Origin of the sequence: Microcoleus sp. Pol12B3, from assembly GCF_036701355.1 — a bacterium.
GTDB lineage: Bacteria > Cyanobacteriota > Cyanobacteriia > Cyanobacteriales > Microcoleaceae > Microcoleus.
On record NZ_JAUBQS010000018.1, the window covers coordinates 105,811 to 122,726 of the forward strand.

At 47.8% G+C, this 16,916-nt stretch carries 7 protein-coding genes; 1 reads left to right on the top strand and 6 read right to left on the bottom strand.

All coding sequences use genetic code 11. The features are described from left to right. Window positions 1-34: 34 nt before the first annotated feature. Window positions 35-5,542, bottom strand: coding sequence for a PAS domain S-box protein (locus tag QUA53_RS11800; RefSeq protein WP_333097189.1), 5,508 nt, complete (start codon window positions 5,540-5,542; stop codon window positions 35-37). Window positions 5,543-5,771: 229 nt separating this feature from the next. Between QUA53_RS11800 and QUA53_RS11805 the strand changes: the two genes are divergently transcribed. Continuing rightward, entirely contained in the window at window positions 5,772-9,584 is a 3,813-nt protein-coding gene (locus tag QUA53_RS11805) for a sugar-binding domain-containing protein (protein WP_333097187.1), read from the top strand. A gap of 91 nt (window positions 9,585-9,675) precedes the next feature. Here QUA53_RS11805 and QUA53_RS11810 read toward each other — a convergent pair whose 3' ends face one another. From QUA53_RS11810 to dnaK, 5 genes are all read right to left on the bottom strand, one after another. Continuing rightward, entirely contained in the window at window positions 9,676-9,921 is a 246-nt protein-coding gene (locus tag QUA53_RS11810; RefSeq protein ID WP_015179287.1) for an HNH endonuclease, read from the bottom strand. A 50-nt stretch (window positions 9,922-9,971) separates the two neighbouring features. Further along, on the bottom strand, window positions 9,972-10,406 hold the full coding sequence (locus QUA53_RS11815; protein WP_333097186.1) for a KGK domain-containing protein: 435 nt from the start codon (window positions 10,404-10,406) through the stop codon (window positions 9,972-9,974). Between the two features lie 99 nt (window positions 10,407-10,505). Beyond that, window positions 10,506-12,941, bottom strand: coding sequence for a dynamin-like GTPase family protein (locus QUA53_RS11820; protein ID WP_333097185.1), 2,436 nt, complete (start codon window positions 12,939-12,941; stop codon window positions 10,506-10,508). A gap of 414 nt (window positions 12,942-13,355) precedes the next feature. Continuing rightward, window positions 13,356-14,552 carry a J domain-containing protein gene (locus QUA53_RS11825; RefSeq protein WP_333097184.1) on the bottom strand — a complete coding sequence of 399 codons (1,197 nt, stop codon included), beginning with the start codon at window positions 14,550-14,552 and terminating at the stop codon, window positions 13,356-13,358. A 124-nt stretch (window positions 14,553-14,676) separates the two neighbouring features. Beyond that, entirely contained in the window at window positions 14,677-16,785 is a 2,109-nt protein-coding gene (dnaK, locus tag QUA53_RS11830) for a molecular chaperone DnaK (RefSeq protein WP_333097182.1), read from the bottom strand. Window positions 16,786-16,916: the final 131 nt, after the last annotated feature.

Here is a 16,916-nt window from a genome sequence, read left to right on the forward strand (position 1 = left end):
GATCTTATTTGTGCGTTCATCAAACCAGATCGCCTTACTGTAAATTTGTTAACTTGGCTAAAACGGCGGCGAAGAGAGCGGGTTCGATCGGCTTTGTTAAGTGTTCGTTGTAACCAGTGGCGATCGCCCGATCGCGGTCTTCTTCGCTAGCATAAGCTGTCAGCGCCACGGCCGGCAAGCGCTTGATTTGGTCGGATGCGGACGATCGCACTTTGCGGATCAGCGAGTAGCCGTCCTCAACGGGCATACCGATATCACTCACTAAAATATCCGGCGGCGACTGCTGTAAAATGTCGATCGCCTCCGCAGCCGAAGCAACCGCAGTCGCAGTCGCCCCGCACTGTTCGAGGGCAACCATCAAAAACTCGCGGTTGTCGGGTTCGTCGTCAACTACCAACACCTTTAAACCAGCCAAAATACCCGGAGGCGTTGGATGGGATTTCCTTTCTCCTCTCAACTGCGGCTGCTTACTACGAGGCTGTTTGAATGGCAGTGTCACCGTAAATGTCGCACCCTGGTCTTTACCGGGACTTTCCGCAGTCACTGTACCCCCGTGGAGTTGCACCAAGTGCTCGACGATCGCCAATCCCAGTCCCAAACCGCCCTCAGCCTTAGTTTTCGAGGCGTCTGCTTGTCGGAAGCGATCGAACACGTAGGGCAGAAAATCAGCAGGAATGCCCTTTCCGGTATCGCTGACAGTAATTTGCACGTAATTGGGTGATGAGGAATCGCTAACAGCCACCGCAGACAAGCGCAGTTCGACATTTCCCCCCGAAGGCGTAAACTTCACGGCGTTAATCAGCAAATTCCACACTACCTGCTGCAACCTCTGGGCGTCGCCCCACATCAAGCCGACTGCGGGGTCAAGTTCTAACGAAACGGTGACAGACTTGGCCTCGGCTGCCAAACGAACTGAATTATGAGCCGCCTCGATCGTCTTTACCATGTAGAACCAGCCGGGTTTCAGAGCCAGCTTGCCTTGAATAATCCGGGAAACGTCGAGCAAATCTTCCACTAGCTGGATCTGCACCTTCGACTGACGCTCGATGGCTTCCAAACCCGAAGCTAATTTATCTTGGTTGTAAGGGTGGCCGCGCAGGATCTGTGCCCACCCCTGAATCACATTTATAGGCGTTCGCAATTCGTGGGAAAGAGAGTCTAGAAACTCGTCTTTCCGGCGGCTGATCGCTTCTGCTTCCGCCCGCGCTGCCTGTTCGCGATCGAGCAACTGAGCGCGTTGGGCCTCGACTTGCTTGCGATCGCTGATGTCGGCGACGATCGACATACAGTTGATATTGCCGTTGCTGTCGCGGACTGGAGTTGCCCACAAACTGATGTCGATCGAGCTGCCGTCTTTCCTTTGGCGCTGGGTTTCCATGCCGGCGATCGCGTTTCCTTCGCGAATTTTTTTCAAATTAGCGGTGAATTCCTCCCGCTTGTCTGCGGGAACGCAGGGCACGAATTGACCTACCGCTTCTGATTCATGCCAGCCAAAAATCCTCTCTGCCGCTGGGTTCCACATTTTCACAGTCCCGTCGTCGCAGTCCAAAACGGTAATTGCTAGGGGACAAGCCTGAATCAAGGCTTCTAAAGTTTGATGGATGTGCGATCGCGCGGCTTCTGCTTGTTTGCGATCGGTGATATCGACGTTCACCCCGATCATCCGCAAAGGCAAACCCCGATCGTCCTGAAACACCTTCGCCCTGCAAGCAATCCAGCCCACGCTTTTGTCCGGGCGGCAGATGCGGAACTCTATGTTTAATTCCTCCCCGGACACCGCCGCAGCTTTTACCTGCTTTTGAGTCAAAGCGCGATCGTCTGGATGCACCATTTCCACCCAACTTTGATAGCTGTCGATACCACCGGCCGGCAGCCCGTACAAAACCTCTAACTCCGGTGTACAAGCGATATCGCCGGTTTGGACGTTCCATTCAAAAGTTCCGATTTTTCCTGCTTGCTGAGCGATTTGCAGCCGTTCTTGATTGTGTTTGAGTTCTGCTTCCACGCGGGAGATCTCGGTTAAGTCGATGTAGAATGCGACGATCGTCTCTGGTTCGCGATCGTCCGGGCACAGAGTGGTTCCGCCCATCAGAATCGGCACGCGGCTGCCATCTTTGCGGATGTACTCTTTCTTGAAAGGAGTTGCGACTCCCTTAGCCCGCAGTTCCCCGGCCGCCAGGGCGTCTAGGTGCAGGTATTCGGGGGGGGTCATGATGTCCCACCGCATTTGACCGGAGAGCAGGTCTGAGCGGGTGTAGCCGACCATGTTGAGCAGGGATTGGTTGGCGTAGGCGATGCGGCCGCTAAAATCGCCGATCGCGACTCCGAAAATATTTGACTCGAACAGCCGCCGGAATATCGCTTCGCTTTGCTGCATTACCCGTTTTGCTTGTTTGCGATCGGTAATTTCGGCAACCACGCTGCTGACTCCCAGCAGTGTTCCTGATTCATCGCTCACTGGGTAAAAGCTGATTTGCCAATCCCGCAAAACTCCCGGCTGTTGCTTGGTTTCGGCCTTAATTTCCCAGTCGAGTACGGGGGTTTGCGTCGCCAGCACTTGGCGGTAAATCGGCTCTACCATATCGGCAATTTCGGGAATCACTTCTCTGATGGTGCGCCCGATGTGATCTGCGATCGTGCGGCCGTTGATCGCAGCAAGGCATTGGTTCATGCGGATGTAGCGCAAATTGGTATCGAGAAAGCACAGCCCGACTGGTGTGGTGTTGTAAACTAAGTCGAGTTCTGCTAGTTGGCGGCGAATGCGTATTTCGTTTTCTCGAAGTTGCTTTTGGGCTTGTTTGCGATCGGTGATATCCAGCACGAAGAACGATCCTTTGTCTGTGCATCCTTGGAAGTTTCCGGCGCCGACTAAAATTGGGAAGCGCGTGCCGTCTTTGCGGATGTATTCTTTTTCGTAAGGCGCGCAACTTACTCCTGCTGCGATTTGAGCGATGGCGGCGCGATCGAGTTCTCCGTATTCCGGCGGCGTGATATCGATCCAGCTAATCCGTCCTGAAACTAAGTCTTCCCTCGTATATCCAATCATTTCCAGCAAGGCGTCGTTAGCGTCCGTAACTTCGCCGCTGGCATCCCAGAAACCGATGCCGATCATGTTAGACTCTACCACGCTGCGGAAGCGCATTTCGCTTTCCCGCAAAGCTAATTCTGTTTGTTTGGCTGCGGTAATATCTGTGATAATTAGCCCGACTCCGATTATTTCTTCTCTTTCATTTTTCACTGGGTAGTAGTTGGCGAGCCAGTAACCTAAATATCCCGGTTTCCCATCAGGTTCGCCGCTCATTTCTAAGTTTAAAACAGGCTGGCCGGTGTCTAAAACTTGCTGAATTATCGGCGCAAATTTGGCTGCATGTTCGGGCAACAATTGCCGGAAATCTTGACCGAGATGCTGTTCTATCGGGAAACCGTTGAGTTCGGCTAATACTTGATTGATACGGATGAAGCGCATTTCGCGATCCATAAAGCAAATCGCTAAGGGAGATGCTTCTAAGAGCGAGTCAATTAAGGCAAAGGATTGCGATGTTTGAGATAGTGCTTGCTGCGCTTCTGCGTAAAGTCTGGCGTTGTCTAGGGCGATCGCCACGCGGTATGCTAAATCTTCTAGCATTGCCATGTCTTCTGCACTGTAGCGGCGGCCCAACTTTGAGGTAAAGCAAGTGATGGAACCCATTACCCGCCCGCGGGCTTTCAGCGGTACGCAAGCGTGAGATCCGATATTGAGCGCTCGCAATATTTCCATTTCTGCGGCATTTTCTGCTCCTGCTGCTAGAATCTCCTCATCCACTTCGGTAATTAGTTCGGATTTCCCGCTGCGGATTACCAGCGGATAGCCGTTAACAGCATTGTCGGCGCTCAAACTTCTGATTCTCAAGTTATTGAGAGTATCAACTATAGAGGCTTCTGCGTGAGCAGCAGCGACTCGGCGCACTTTTGAGTCGGTTTCGGTCAAATGAATGCAGCACCCGTCGGCGATCGAATTTACGGCTAATTCTGCTACCTTTTGCAGCACCGTTTCCCCGTCAAACGCATCAGCCAGCATTTTGCTGACTTCTGCTAAGAATGCCGAGCGCTGCTGTTCTATTTCCGCTTTTTCCCTCGCTGTTTGCTCGATTGTTAACTGCAATCTTTGAGTTTCTGCAAGTTTTATTTCTGTGATATCGCGGGCGACAATTAAGGCCGATTCTGGTACGCCATTTTTGTCCAATTCGGGAACTACGCGGGATTGGTAACTTCGGATGCCGTTAGTTGAGAAAGCCTGAAATTCGACAATTTCTTCTTGACCTGTTTCTAACACTTTGTGCAGGGTTTCATCCCACATCTGGCACATTTCTGGCGACATTCCTATTTCTTGACAGGTTTTACCCAGGAAGAATGAAAGCGGTTTTCCTTGGCTTCTTTCAACTGCTTGATTGACATAAATATAACGCTGTTCTTTGTCAGCGCGGATAATGATGTCTGGCGTATTTTCTAGCAGCCTTCTCAGTTGCTGTTCGCTGCTTGCCAATGCTGCTTGCGCTTGTTGTCTTTCCGTGACATCTCTCACCGTGCCCACGTATCCGATGAGTTCGCCGGAGTCCGAGTACATCGGCGAGGAACAAACGTTAATCCAGCGGACAATCCCCTGTGGTGTTTGCAGGCGATACTCGATCGCATATTCCCCACCTTGCCGAGTATAATCCAGCCATCGGCTCAATACGCGATCGCTGTCTTCCGGGTGAATGCAATTCTCCCAACCGTCTCCTAAAAGTTGTGTCAAACTTAAGCCGCAAATAGCCTGACAGCGAGGGTTTGCATAGGTGTAGCGCCCCTCAAAATCTGCCATAAAAATGCCGACAGGCGAACAGGAACTTAAACAGCGAAATCGTTCTTCTTGAGCTTGCAGCGCTTCTTTAGCTACTGTTAGTTCTGCTGTGCGTTGTTTGACGCGGCTTTCTAGCTTAGTGTAGGATAAAGCCAGGGCTATTTCTGCTTCTTTGCGCTCAGTAATATCGATCCCCGTTCCTATCACATATTCTACCACACCCTCGCCATCTGTCGTCACAGTATTCGACCAAAAAATTAAGCGCTTCTCGCCGTTTTTAGTGCGCCAATAGTTTTGATATTCGCTGTTATAATTTTCGACTTTTAGCTTGGTAAAAACAGTTTTAACTGGATCAATTTCTTCGGGAATTAAGAACAAATCCCACACATATTTATTGATTACTTCTGCTGTCGAGTAGCCTGTAGTTTTTTCGCAAGCTTGGTTAAAGCGGACAATCCGTCCTTGGCTGTCGAGAACTACAATTAAGCAAGCCGTCGTGTCAATTACTTTGGAAATAATATTACGTTCTATTTCTAGTTCTTGTGCTACGGACTTTAAGCCAGCATACCAAGCGCTAACCATTGCAGCGGCCAAAAGTAAGATTGCAGGAGCTGCCTGGAAGGAAAACAGTAACAGAGTTGTCAGCAGTAAAGCGGTGCCGGCACTAAATGTAGCAATACTGTAAGATTTAATGGGTAAGGGCAAGACCTCAAACTCGCTCATTTTTGTTGACCTGTAGCGATGGCGCGATCGCACTATTGCTTATGTTGATGAAACAACCTTGTTAAAACTTAGTTAAAACTAAGTATTTATTTTTTCTATACAAAACCACATTTGTCGGTCCTGTGCCATCTTCCCAGAGACAGATTGGCAGGGGGATTTATGCTGAATCAACTGCTATCATAGATTCAGGGAAAAATTAGATTATCTAATTTCTGGGAGCAATAAGCGAGTGAATCACAAGCTGGCAAAAATTATCGGGTTATTTTTCGCAGCAGCCACCCTCTTTGGATTTGTCGGTTACGCGCTGCAAAATCCCAACTTCGCCAGCAACTCAGCGATATCGATCGGCTTCCCCAATCTTACCACCCTGGCCGCCGGGGCGATCGACAACAAACGATCCCAAATCTATCTCAACGGAACTTGGCAATTTGTCCCCGCAGTTGGCAACCCCCAAAACCCCCCCGTCTCCCCAAATTGGGGTTCCATCCAAGTACCCGGAGACTGGCAAAAAGAAAACAACGAATCCGTACCCGGAATCATCACTCGCGGCAGCGGCAAAGATTGGGAAAACTTCAACAGTAAACAACTATCAAAAGCTTGGTATCAGAGAAATATAGACATTCCCGACGACTGGACAAACCGCCGAATTTTTCTCGACTTAGCCAGAGTCAGCACAGATGCAGTCATCTTTGTCAACGGCATTAACTGCGGTGAAATCCCCTGGCCTTACGGCACTATTGAAATTACCAAAGTAGCAAAACCAGGTCAAAACACCCTATCTATTTTAGTGGTGGCAGTATCCGATGAAAAGGAAAAAGCCGTCATCATGGGCCCCACAGAAATCTACACAGAAAAATTCAACTTGCAATCGCGGGGAATCATCGGCGAAGTGCGACTTCTGAGCCTTCCCCCAGGCCCGCTAATTAGCGACGTATTCGTCCAAACTTCCACCCGAAAAAAGCAAGTTAAATTAGATGTAGAACTCAAAGACGTTGCCCAAAACGGTCAAGTTGAATTAATCGCGGAAATGCTCGACGAAGAAGGCAAAGTACAACAAAAATTCACCGCAAATGCTAAGGTTCAAGCTAAACCCATTCAAACCCTACAAGTTCAGTGGAATTGGCCAAATCCCCGTCTTTGGGATGTCGGGCAACCCAACCTTTACACCCTGCAATTAGAAGTAAAAGGCAGCGGCATAGACACGCAATACTACCAACCTTTTGGCTTCCGCGAATTTTGGATAGAAGGGCGCAAATTTTTCTTAAACGGAACTGAATTTCGGCTGCGACCAATCTTGCACTCGGATACTTGGCAAGGCGGGACATTAGAAGTTGCTGATAGCCTAATTGATGGCTACGTAAAAGCAGGTTTTAACATAACAGAAATGTGGCCTTGGAATCACGACGAACGGGGTAGATGGCACTTCAGAGAGTTATTTTCCGAAAGAGCAGACCTCAAAGGTTTTCCCATTATGGCCCCCGCTTTAGATATTAGTCCTATCGCTTGGAACGGCAAGTGGAAAAACCCTTACTGGAACGACCGCTGGAAAGCCCGAATGGTGACAGAAATGCGCCGCTACCGCAATCATCCATCAGTATTAATGTGGGCGACAAGTCCTAATTTTTTCGGCAACGCTGACGACCTAAATCCCCGTCGCATCGGCAAAAGCAAAGTAGAAGGAACTCTCAGCCCCTCAGAAAACCAGCGTTTGCGGGTGAACACTCCCCTAGGAAATGACGCTATAGGTGCGATTAAATCGGCAGACCAAACCAGACCTGTGATGGTACACCAAGGCGCCCACTTCGGTGATGTTTATGCGCTGAATACTTATTTAAATATGATTCCCTTGCAAGAACGGGAAGAGTGGATTTCTGAGTGGAGTAAAACCGGAGAAATGCCCTACATGGCAGTCGAGTTTGGGACTCCTCTGCACGCAACGATGATGCGGAACCGCAAAGGTTTTGGTCAGGTGATTCTCAGCGAACCTTGGATGACTGAGTTTGCCGCAATTTATTTTGGCAAGCAGGCTTACGATTGGGAAACGGCCGTTTATAAATCTAAAATTCGCGAGCAGTTTGTCAGCGGTCAGGAGTATCAAAACTGGCATGGTAAAAAAGAGTTAGATTTTGCACCAGCTTTTCAAAAGTTGCAGCACTTATTCAGTACAAATACTTGGCGGAGTTGGCGGACTTTTGGAATGTCTGGGGGGATGATTCCTTGGAATGACGGACATGGTTGGGAAGTTTCCGAAGCTGGTCGAAAAAAGGTGGAGATTGGGGCATTTCTACCGGGTCGCCGGGGAGTTTATTTGAAGCAAATCTCGAATAATCTTCTGAATTATTTGCAGCCGGAAGCTTACACTGTTCATCCAGGGGGCGAGGCAATTATGAAGAATAATAGCTCGACTTTGGCTTGGATTGCTGGTGCTAGCCCGGCTTTTACCGCGAAAGATCGCAATTTGTTTGTAGGCGGAAAACTGGCAAAGCAAGTAGTGTTAATTAACGATACGCGGGCGGCGCAAGAATTTTCGTTTAAGTGGCAGGTTTGGGTAGGGGGAAAAGAAGTAAAAAAAGGCGATAACAAAGGGATAATTGCTCCGGCAGGCACGTTATTTTTCCCAATAGGCGTAAATTTGCCAAATACCATTTCTAGCAAGGCTGACGGCGAAATTCGCTTGACGGCACGGGTGGGCGAGCGATCGCATTCTGATACATTTGCTTTCCGCGTTTTTCCCAAACAATCTAACATCAAAGATTCGGTGACAATTTTCGATCCAGCGGGCAAAACCTCGGCAATGTTAAAACAGTTAGGTTATCAGCTTGTACCGTGGAACGGTTCGCAAGTTTCATCGCTATTAATTATCGGTAGAGAAGCATTTTCTAGCGGGGAAAAAGTGCCGGGAAGTTTAGAAAATTTTGTGCGAAACGGCGGCAAAGCAATTGTGTTTCCTCAGCGGAGGCAATGGCTGGAAAATACGGGTTTCCGGGTTGCTGCCCACGTCAGCCGCCGCGCTTATCCAGTTGACAGCAACCATCCGGCAATTAGCGGTTTAGACAGTGAAGATTTGCGGGATTGGGTGGGGGAAAGCACGCTGGTTGAAGCTTATCCAGATACGATCCAAACTGGCCCTAATTTGAGTCCGGCAAATAAACCTTGGTACGGCTGGCATTGGGGAAATCGCGGCGGTGTCAGTAGCGCTTCTATTGAGAAGCCGCACCGCAGCGGTTGGCGCCCAATTTTGGAATCTGAGTTTGATTTAGCTTATTCGCCGCTGATGGAATTGGATTACGGAAAAGGGCGGCTGATTTTAAACGAGTTGGATTTGGAAGACCATTATTCTGTAGATGCTGGGGCGGCGCAGTTAGTGCAACAAATTGTGAGTTACGGGATGAATTCTCCGGTGGTTGGAAAGCCGGATAAAGTGGTTTTAATAGGGGGAGATGAAGATGCCCAAAAGTTGGATAGTTTGGGGGTAATTTATCAGCGTGCTAGTTCGCTTTCTAATGATGTTGGTTTGGTGATTGTGGGGAGAGAAGCGAATCTGAAAGATGCAGATTTGCGCGGTTATTTGAATGCTGGCGGGAAGGCGTTTTTCCTGCCGCGTCAAGTGCCTGCTGCGGGTTTGGGCGTGGATTTGCAGCAAGCGAAGGATTTCGGCGGTTCGCTGGCGGTTCCGAGTTGGGATGAGGTGAAGGGGGTTAGCGCCTCAGATTTGCGATCGCGCTCTTTTTATGATACTTGGTTGATTAAGTCTGGGGGAGAAGTCGGTGCTGACGGTTTGTTAAGTCGGGTAAAAGTTGGCAAGGGTGTGGCGATTTTCTCTCAGATTGAACCGGACAGTTTGAATGCTGATACTAAGACTTATTTGCGTTTTACTCGCTGGCGGCAAACCAGGGCAAATGCTCAGATTTTGGCTAATTTAGGGGCGAGTTTTAAGGCGGATGGTTCTGTGTTTAATGGTTCGAGTCGGGAGTTTTATCACTGGGATTACAGAACGGATTTTGAGAATGGGGATGATCCTTATCGGTATTATCGATGGTAGGATTTTTTAACCGCAGAGGGCACAGAGGACGCAGAGGAAGAGAAGAGAGAGATGAATAATGCTGATTTTATTATACTGTTAAATATCAAAATCAAAGGTCAAAGTGACGGCGGAAGCGGGGGTCTAGTTTGTCGGTTTTCTTTTGGTTGCAGGTGCCGCAGAGGGTTTGCAAGTTGCTGATGTCGTTGCTGCCGCCGCGCGCTAGGGGGATGATATGATCGATCGTCAGTTGGGTTTCTAGTTTCGTTTGGCCGCAGCTTTGGCACTGGTATTTATTGCGAGTAAATACATATTTTCTGACTTCTGGGGGAATCGGGATTCTAGGGGTTTTAGACATGATGATTTTTAACCGCAGATGAACGCGAATTAACGCGGATGTTTGATGGATTAGCTGGGTGAGTTTTCTTGATTGAGAAGTTGGCGGCGCAAATCATCGAGGGGGGATTCTGGTTGGCTAGTTTCTGACTCGTTGTTTTCTGGTGTTTCTTCTACTTCGGGTTCGTCGGGGCAAAACTCTATAGTGACATTGAGTTTGAGCTTAATCTTTCCTTTCTTCCAGCCCTGAGCACCCACTCTGAGAATTTCACAATCTATACCTTTACCAAACCAGTTTTCATAAGCATTAGGTTTTTCGTCAGTATCTAAACCTACATCAATATCTAGTTTCTGTTGGCTTAACGACTTATTGAGTGTCTGTCCTAATCCATATTCTGGCATAACTTCATTTACTGTTTCCTTGAGTTTTTCTACTTTAAGCATTGCGTTACCAAAAGATAAAGCATCCTCATTACCGCAGTTGTGCAAATCAAATTTATCTTCCATATTAATATCTACTTTTTGGAAACGGTCATCCTAACTATTTTAGAGTAGTATCTCTCTTTTAGCAAGAATCCCGGCGATCGGAAATCGCCAAAATTTCAATCATTCACCATCCACCGAAACGCTATCATTTTGTCCAATTACAGGCAACAAATGCTCGTGCAACTTCATCGCCTGCAAACAACTATTAATCCCAGAAACCGCCCGATCGTACTCTTTGATCTTTTCTTCATTCTCAGCTTGCCGCCGCAGATTCCCAGCAATCTTTTCCTCCGCCTCCTGTGCCAAAGTTTGCTCCAAATAATCGCGGGCTTGACTGTATTTCTGCAAAATATCATCAGCTTGCTTTTGGGCCAGCGGCAACAAATGCTCTTTCAGGGTTTGGTTGACAGTTTGGCGGAAAGTTTGCCGAATAGTTCTCGATACTTTCGGCTCAAAATCTAGCCGCAATAATTGCCGAATTGCCGGTTGGGCGTCCACCATGTTTTCGCAGTCGAAACCTTGAGAAGTTTGCTGCAATGTTTCCCGGAATTGATAAATGGAAAATGTGCCTTCGTCGTAAAAACGGGGACTTTCTCGCACGTAGCGATCGCACTCAACGCCCGCCGCATTTACCAAAGCATCAGAAACCCGCTTTGATAACTCCTCTAACTGCTGTTCAATTCCCCCATCGTTCCCCAACAACCGATAGAGTAATCGATAGTATTCCGACTTGCGAACGCTATCTTTCAAATACTGAAAATAATTATCAACAAGTGACTTAGTAGCCTCTACTAAAATATCTTCCAACTGATTGGCTAAATAGTAAAGTGCCTCAACTAAAACAGCAATTAAAGGTGCTGTCGCATTGCGGGGATGATTCCGCAAAGTGCGTCCGTAAGCCGCCTCAACAGAAAATCCATCTAACAATTCATCCAAGCGCCGGATCATCCGAGATTGCAGTTGCCGAAAGTCTGTATCGAAAATATCGCATTTATTCATAATCATTTCATTGACTTCTTCGGCGATATGTTCCCGAAAATCCTGTCCGACTTGCTGCAATTCTTGATTTAGCCGCAAAAGTTCTTGTGCTTTCATTGCTTCAATTTCGCGGGGCTGGCTGTCCAAATTCCGCTGAATTGTTTGGTAATGTTTCCGCAGTTGAATGCACAAGTCTTCTAAGTCGTCAGCTAAATTTTTGAACAGTTGCGGGCGTTTTTCTTCTGTGAGGTAACGGGTGATGGCTGTGCGAAAATCTTCGATACCGCTATCTTGAATTAATTGAGCAATTAATGGTTGTCCTTGTTCTGCAAGAATCCGCACGTAGTTTTCATTGGGTGTTTCGTAACTGTTAACTGAAATGCGAAATTTGCTTGGAGATAACTTGCCGGAATTCGCACAGTAGCGATTAAATTCACTAACAAATTGCGGAGTTTCTTCACTATTACCGAGCAATTCAGAATCTAATTTATCATCTCCAGAAACTCGCCCTTGACTGCTGGCAAAGATTGTATTTAAACCAAAGCGATCGCGCCCTGTTGTCCCTCGAATCAAACTCCCGTAAAATCCCAACAATCCGCTAGTTTTGTAAACTCTCGCAGTATCGCGAAAGTCGGAATTAATCAGATTTTCTAAGCGCTGTCGCAGTTGCGTGTTGTACCAAGTTTCGTCAATGCGGTTAAAAATGTAAAACAGTCGATCGCGAATTCCCGGATTTCCCCGTGTTTTTTCCATCAACTCGGTTTCTTCCGTCGTCATTTCCCCAGACGAAGCCGCTTTCAAAACACAGACAACTGCCGAAGTATCGGGGCTTTCAATTTTATCATAAGTCAATTCTGCATCCCGCTGCACCGGCGCATCAATTCCCGGCGTATCGATAATAATATTCCCATCTTCCAGCAGCGGATGATAACAGTAATATTCCACTCGCTTGAGTACAGCACTGTTACTACCGCGACAGGCATAACTAGCAGCTTCCTTGAGATTGGAAAAGTTAAACTGTTCCATCGAGTAGGTAGCGTTTTCGAGAGTTTGGATGCGATCGCGATTAGCCTCAAAACCTTCTAACAGCAGCATCAAAGCCTTAGCTTTTTTGGCTACCTCGGATTTATTTTCGCCGCCTTCCCTCTCAATAATTATGTTACATCCCTGAGACAACAGCGACACTACATCTGTTTGATTAATATTAATTTCAGTAGCTAAACCTAGCTGATGGCAAAGCACAGAAGCTTGCTGGCTAATCTCAAACTCGCTCAAAAAAGTGAGAACAACGCGCTCTTTTTCCGGCTCAGCAAAGGCGATATAACATTCCGTACCTGTCGCGTGTCCTTCTGCACTGTAGAGCAATTCCCGCTCCAGCAAAGCATTAATTAGCATTGATTTTCCCGCACTGAAAGCGCCAGCAAACACAATCTCAAACTCAGGAGAAATTGCCTTTTTCAGAGAAGCTTGTACCGCCGTGATATCTTGTTTTCGCAAAGATGATTCCTGACGCAGCAGTTGCAGTAAAGAGTCAACTTGCTCTTGCAGATTGTTGCATTGAGGGGCCATTTGAGTCATCGCTGCAGACTGCTCCTGATTGTGGGAAAATTACCTTAGTTTTAATTCTCTGCTAGTTCAGGAATAATCACAACAGTAATTTTACTTATGCGATTCAGGATTGCTGAAAGTGCGATCCTCTTCGAGGGCTGCGCTAACGGCTATTCTGGCGACAAATCCTATCGTTTACGGTTGTTTCGGAATTATTAAACCGCAGAGGCCGCAGAGGGCGCTGAGTTAGAGAAGAGAGAGAGGAATAAGAGGAATAATTGGTATGCCCACGGATTTGATATCATCTATTTACAGCCAAGTGGCTAAATGTGATATGTCAGTAAAATTTAGCCAAGCATCTCCTAATTTTTCGTACACAATTAGTAGTAAGGCGCGCATTATTGCGCCCCTAGAAAATTAAACTGGCGCCTTGCTTACTCTACATTAAACCGATAAATCCTGACGCGGTTTAAAAGACTCAACCTGCCGCAACTTTTCGTATAATTCCCGTTCCTCCTCACTAATTTCTTTGGGAATTAACACCTGAATTTCTACTAATTGATCGCCCCGATCACCATTTCCTGTCGGATAGCCCTTGTTAGCCAGCCGCAACCGCTTTCCAGACGTTACTCCCGGTGGCAATTTCATCTTTACCAAGCCGTCCAGCGTCGGTACTTCAATATCTCCGCCTAACACCGCTTCGCTGGGAGTCAGTGGCAATTCGCAGCAAACATCCGACATTTCCAATCGAAAAAATGGATGGGGAGAAACCGTGATTTTTAAATATAAATCTCCGCCGCCAATACCTTGATTTCGCAAGCGAATCCGCTGGCCTGATACCATAGCAGGAGGCAGATTTACCTCGATCGCTCGCCCGTCTTCCAAACGAATTCGCTCAGTACCGCCCGAATAAGCCCTTTCCAAAGGCAGAGTTAGCCTGGCTTCAATGTCTCTTCTTGGTTCGCGATCGACTGTTTCTCTAATTTCCCGTCGCATTTCGCGATCGGCTATATCCCTTCTGATTTCTCGATCGACTATCTCCCGTCGCATTTCTCGATCGACTGTTTCTCGTCGCATTTCGCGATCTTCTGTTTCTCGTCGCATTTCGCGATCTTCTGTTTCTCGTCGCATTTCGCGATCGTCGAAATCCCTTCTCGGTGGGCGAGAATTAGCAACATAACTCGTTTTCTTAGAAGCCGTACTCCACGGTTCAGAGGAGGCTACTCCCGCTGTATCATTAGCTGTCGCCATCCTCACTTCCCGGCGCCTTCCGAGCACTTGGTCGAGAAATTTATTAAAATCCGAGTAATCACTAAAATCGACATCCTCGGCCGGTTTTTTGCGGGTAGTTTTACCATTTCCCCAAGTTTTGAAATTGGGAAGTCGCACCCCTTGCTTTCCTTGAAATCCCTTTTGTTTCCAGAATTTACTAAACTGATCGTATTGAGCGCGCTTGTCTATATCGGAAAGAATATCATAAGCTTCATTAATATCCTTAAACCTATCTTCAGCAGATTTATCACCTGGATTTACGTCAGGGTGCAACTGTCTGGCTAGCCGTCGATAGGCTTTTTTTATCTCATCAGCCGTGGCATCTTTGGGCACTCCCAAAATTAGATAGTAATTGCGAAAATTCTGCATAGTTAGTCATTAGTCATTAGTTATTAGTCATTAGTTATTAATTATTAGTCATTAGTCATTAGTCATGCTGCTTCCCTGCTTCAAACTAGGGACTAATGACTAGGGACTAATGACTAACCACTAATTACAACCAATCGTCGTCATCATCCCAATCGTCGCTTTGATTTTGATAAGGGCGAGTGGGGCGATTAGCACTGCTTCTACGATCGCCCATACGATCGCCCATACGATCGCCCATGCGATCGCCGGTGCGATCGTAGGGTCGATCGTAGGGTCGATCGGGAATTGGATCGACAGTCGATCGCCTGTACGGCTTAGGATTGGTATAATAGCTGCTGTCATCGCTGCGCCGCTTGGTACTGTCGCCCGTAAAAGTCCGCTTCACAGACTCAAAGAAATCGTCATCATCGTCATCCATCGCAAACGCGGAAACTTCCCGGCTCAAATCGTAAAGAGCATCCTGCAAATCCGAACCAACTTGGTCAACTCCCCGCTCATCATTGCGTTCCAAACTGTCTCGCAATTCACGAATTAAAGTTTCAATTCGCTGGCGGGTTCTTTGAGCAAACTGCATTCCGCGATCGAGCGCAACTTCCCGCAACTGCCGCTCGGCTTGATAAGCTAAAGCTTCAGCGCGATTGCGTTTTTCCACCTTTTCCCGCTGCAACTTATCGGCTTGAGCAAATTGTTCCGCATCGCGAATCATTTGATTCACTTCCTGCTGAGTCAGCGTCGAAGCACCTTGCACAGTAATGCTTTGTTCCCTGCCGGTTGTTTTGTCCAAAGCAGTCACCAACAGCATCCCGTTAGCATCAATATCAAAAGCTACTTGCACCTGCGGAATCCCTCGCGGTGCCGGCGGAATTCCAGTTAGTTTAAACCGTCCCAAAGACTTATTATCTCTGCCTAATTCCCGTTCCCCTTGGATCACGTGAATTTCTACCACAGTTTGGTTGTTTTCAGCAGTCGAAAAAATGTCCGATCGCCTGACGGGAATAGTAGTATTCCTCGGAATCAGTTTTTTCATCACCCCGCCGATAGTTTCCAAACCCAGCGACAGCGGCGTCACATCCAACAGCAGCACATCGCGGACATCCCCACCCAAAATACCCGCTTGAATTGCCGCACCCACCGCCACAACTTCATCGGGATTCACATTTTGATTTGGTTCTCGATCTATCAAACTGCGAACCACTTCCTGCACCAAAGGAATGCGAGTCGAACCGCCGACTAGCACAACTTCATCAATGCGAGAAGGACTCAAATTTGCATCCGCCAAAGCTTGTTTGACTGGTCGCCGCAGCCGCTGCACCAAATCTGTGCACAACCCCTCAAATTGACCGCGAGTCAGCCGCGTTTCCAGATGCAAAGGCCCATCTTCATTCGCATCGATAAACGGCAAATTAATCTCCGTGACACCGACTCCCGACAGTTCAATCTTGGCTTTTTCTGCCGCTTCGATCAAGCGCTGCAAAGCTTGGCGGTTGCGACGCAAATCAATTCCTTCTTTTTCTAAGAATTGATCTGCCAACCAGTCAACTATTTTGGAGTCAAAATCATTGCCACCTAATTGAGTGTCGCCGCTAGTTGCTTTAACTTCAAATACTCCGTCTCCCACGTCTAAAATCGACACATCAAAAGTACCGCCGCCCAAATCAAACACTAAAATAGTTTGACTTTCTCGCCTCTCCAAACCGTAAGCCAAAGAAGCCGCTGTCGGCTCATTTAAAATCCGTTTGACCTCAAGTCCGGCAATTCGTCCCGCATCGCGCGTCGCCTGTCGCTGCGAGTCGTTGAAATAAGCGGGAACAGTAATTACAGCCCCCGTTACCTCTTGTCCGAGATAGCGACTGGCTTCATCGGCCAGTTTCCGCAAAACCATCGCCGAAATTTCCTCTGGGGCAAAATCTTTTTTCAGGCGGGGACACTTGATTTTAATGTTCCCGTTTTCGTCCCGGCGAGTTGTGTAAGGGACGCGCTTTGATTCTGGAGTCAGTTCGGTATATTTGCGTCCGATGTACCGTTTAACGGCGTAAAAGGTGTTTTGCGGGTTGAGAACAGTCTGGCGTCTGGCCATCTGTCCCACCAGGCGTTCTCCTTCCTTTGTGAAAGCGACTACCGAGGGAGTTGTCCGCATCCCTTCTGCATTGGCAATCACAACCGGTTTGCCGCCTTCCATGACGGCTACTACTGAGTTTGTTGTTCCGAGGTCAATGCCAACTACTTTACCCATGCGTCAGTTTTCTCCTGTGGCGTTGTGTGTAGCCTTTTCAATATAAGCGTTAAGTGTTAGAGTCGATAGGGGTGTTGCCACTCCTACCTCTCCTTCAAAACGGAACGTGAAACTTTCGCTTCATTCCGCTC

Coding starts and splice junctions, on each gene's coding strand:
- QUA53_RS11810 (WP_015179287.1), bottom strand. CDS start 9,921: ATGTCTAAAACCCCTAGAATCCCGATTCCCCCAGAAGTCAGAAAATAT.
- QUA53_RS11800 (WP_333097189.1), bottom strand. CDS start 5,542: ATGAGCGAGTTTGAGGTCTTGCCCTTACCCATTAAATCTTACAGTATT.
- QUA53_RS11815 (WP_333097186.1), bottom strand. CDS start 10,406: ATGGAAGATAAATTTGATTTGCACAACTGCGGTAATGAGGATGCTTTA.
- QUA53_RS11825 (WP_333097184.1), bottom strand. CDS start 14,552: ATGCAGAATTTTCGCAATTACTATCTAATTTTGGGAGTGCCCAAAGAT.
- dnaK (WP_333097182.1), bottom strand. CDS start 16,785: ATGGGTAAAGTAGTTGGCATTGACCTCGGAACAACAAACTCAGTAGTA.
- QUA53_RS11820 (WP_333097185.1), bottom strand. CDS start 12,941: ATGACTCAAATGGCCCCTCAATGCAACAATCTGCAAGAGCAAGTTGAC.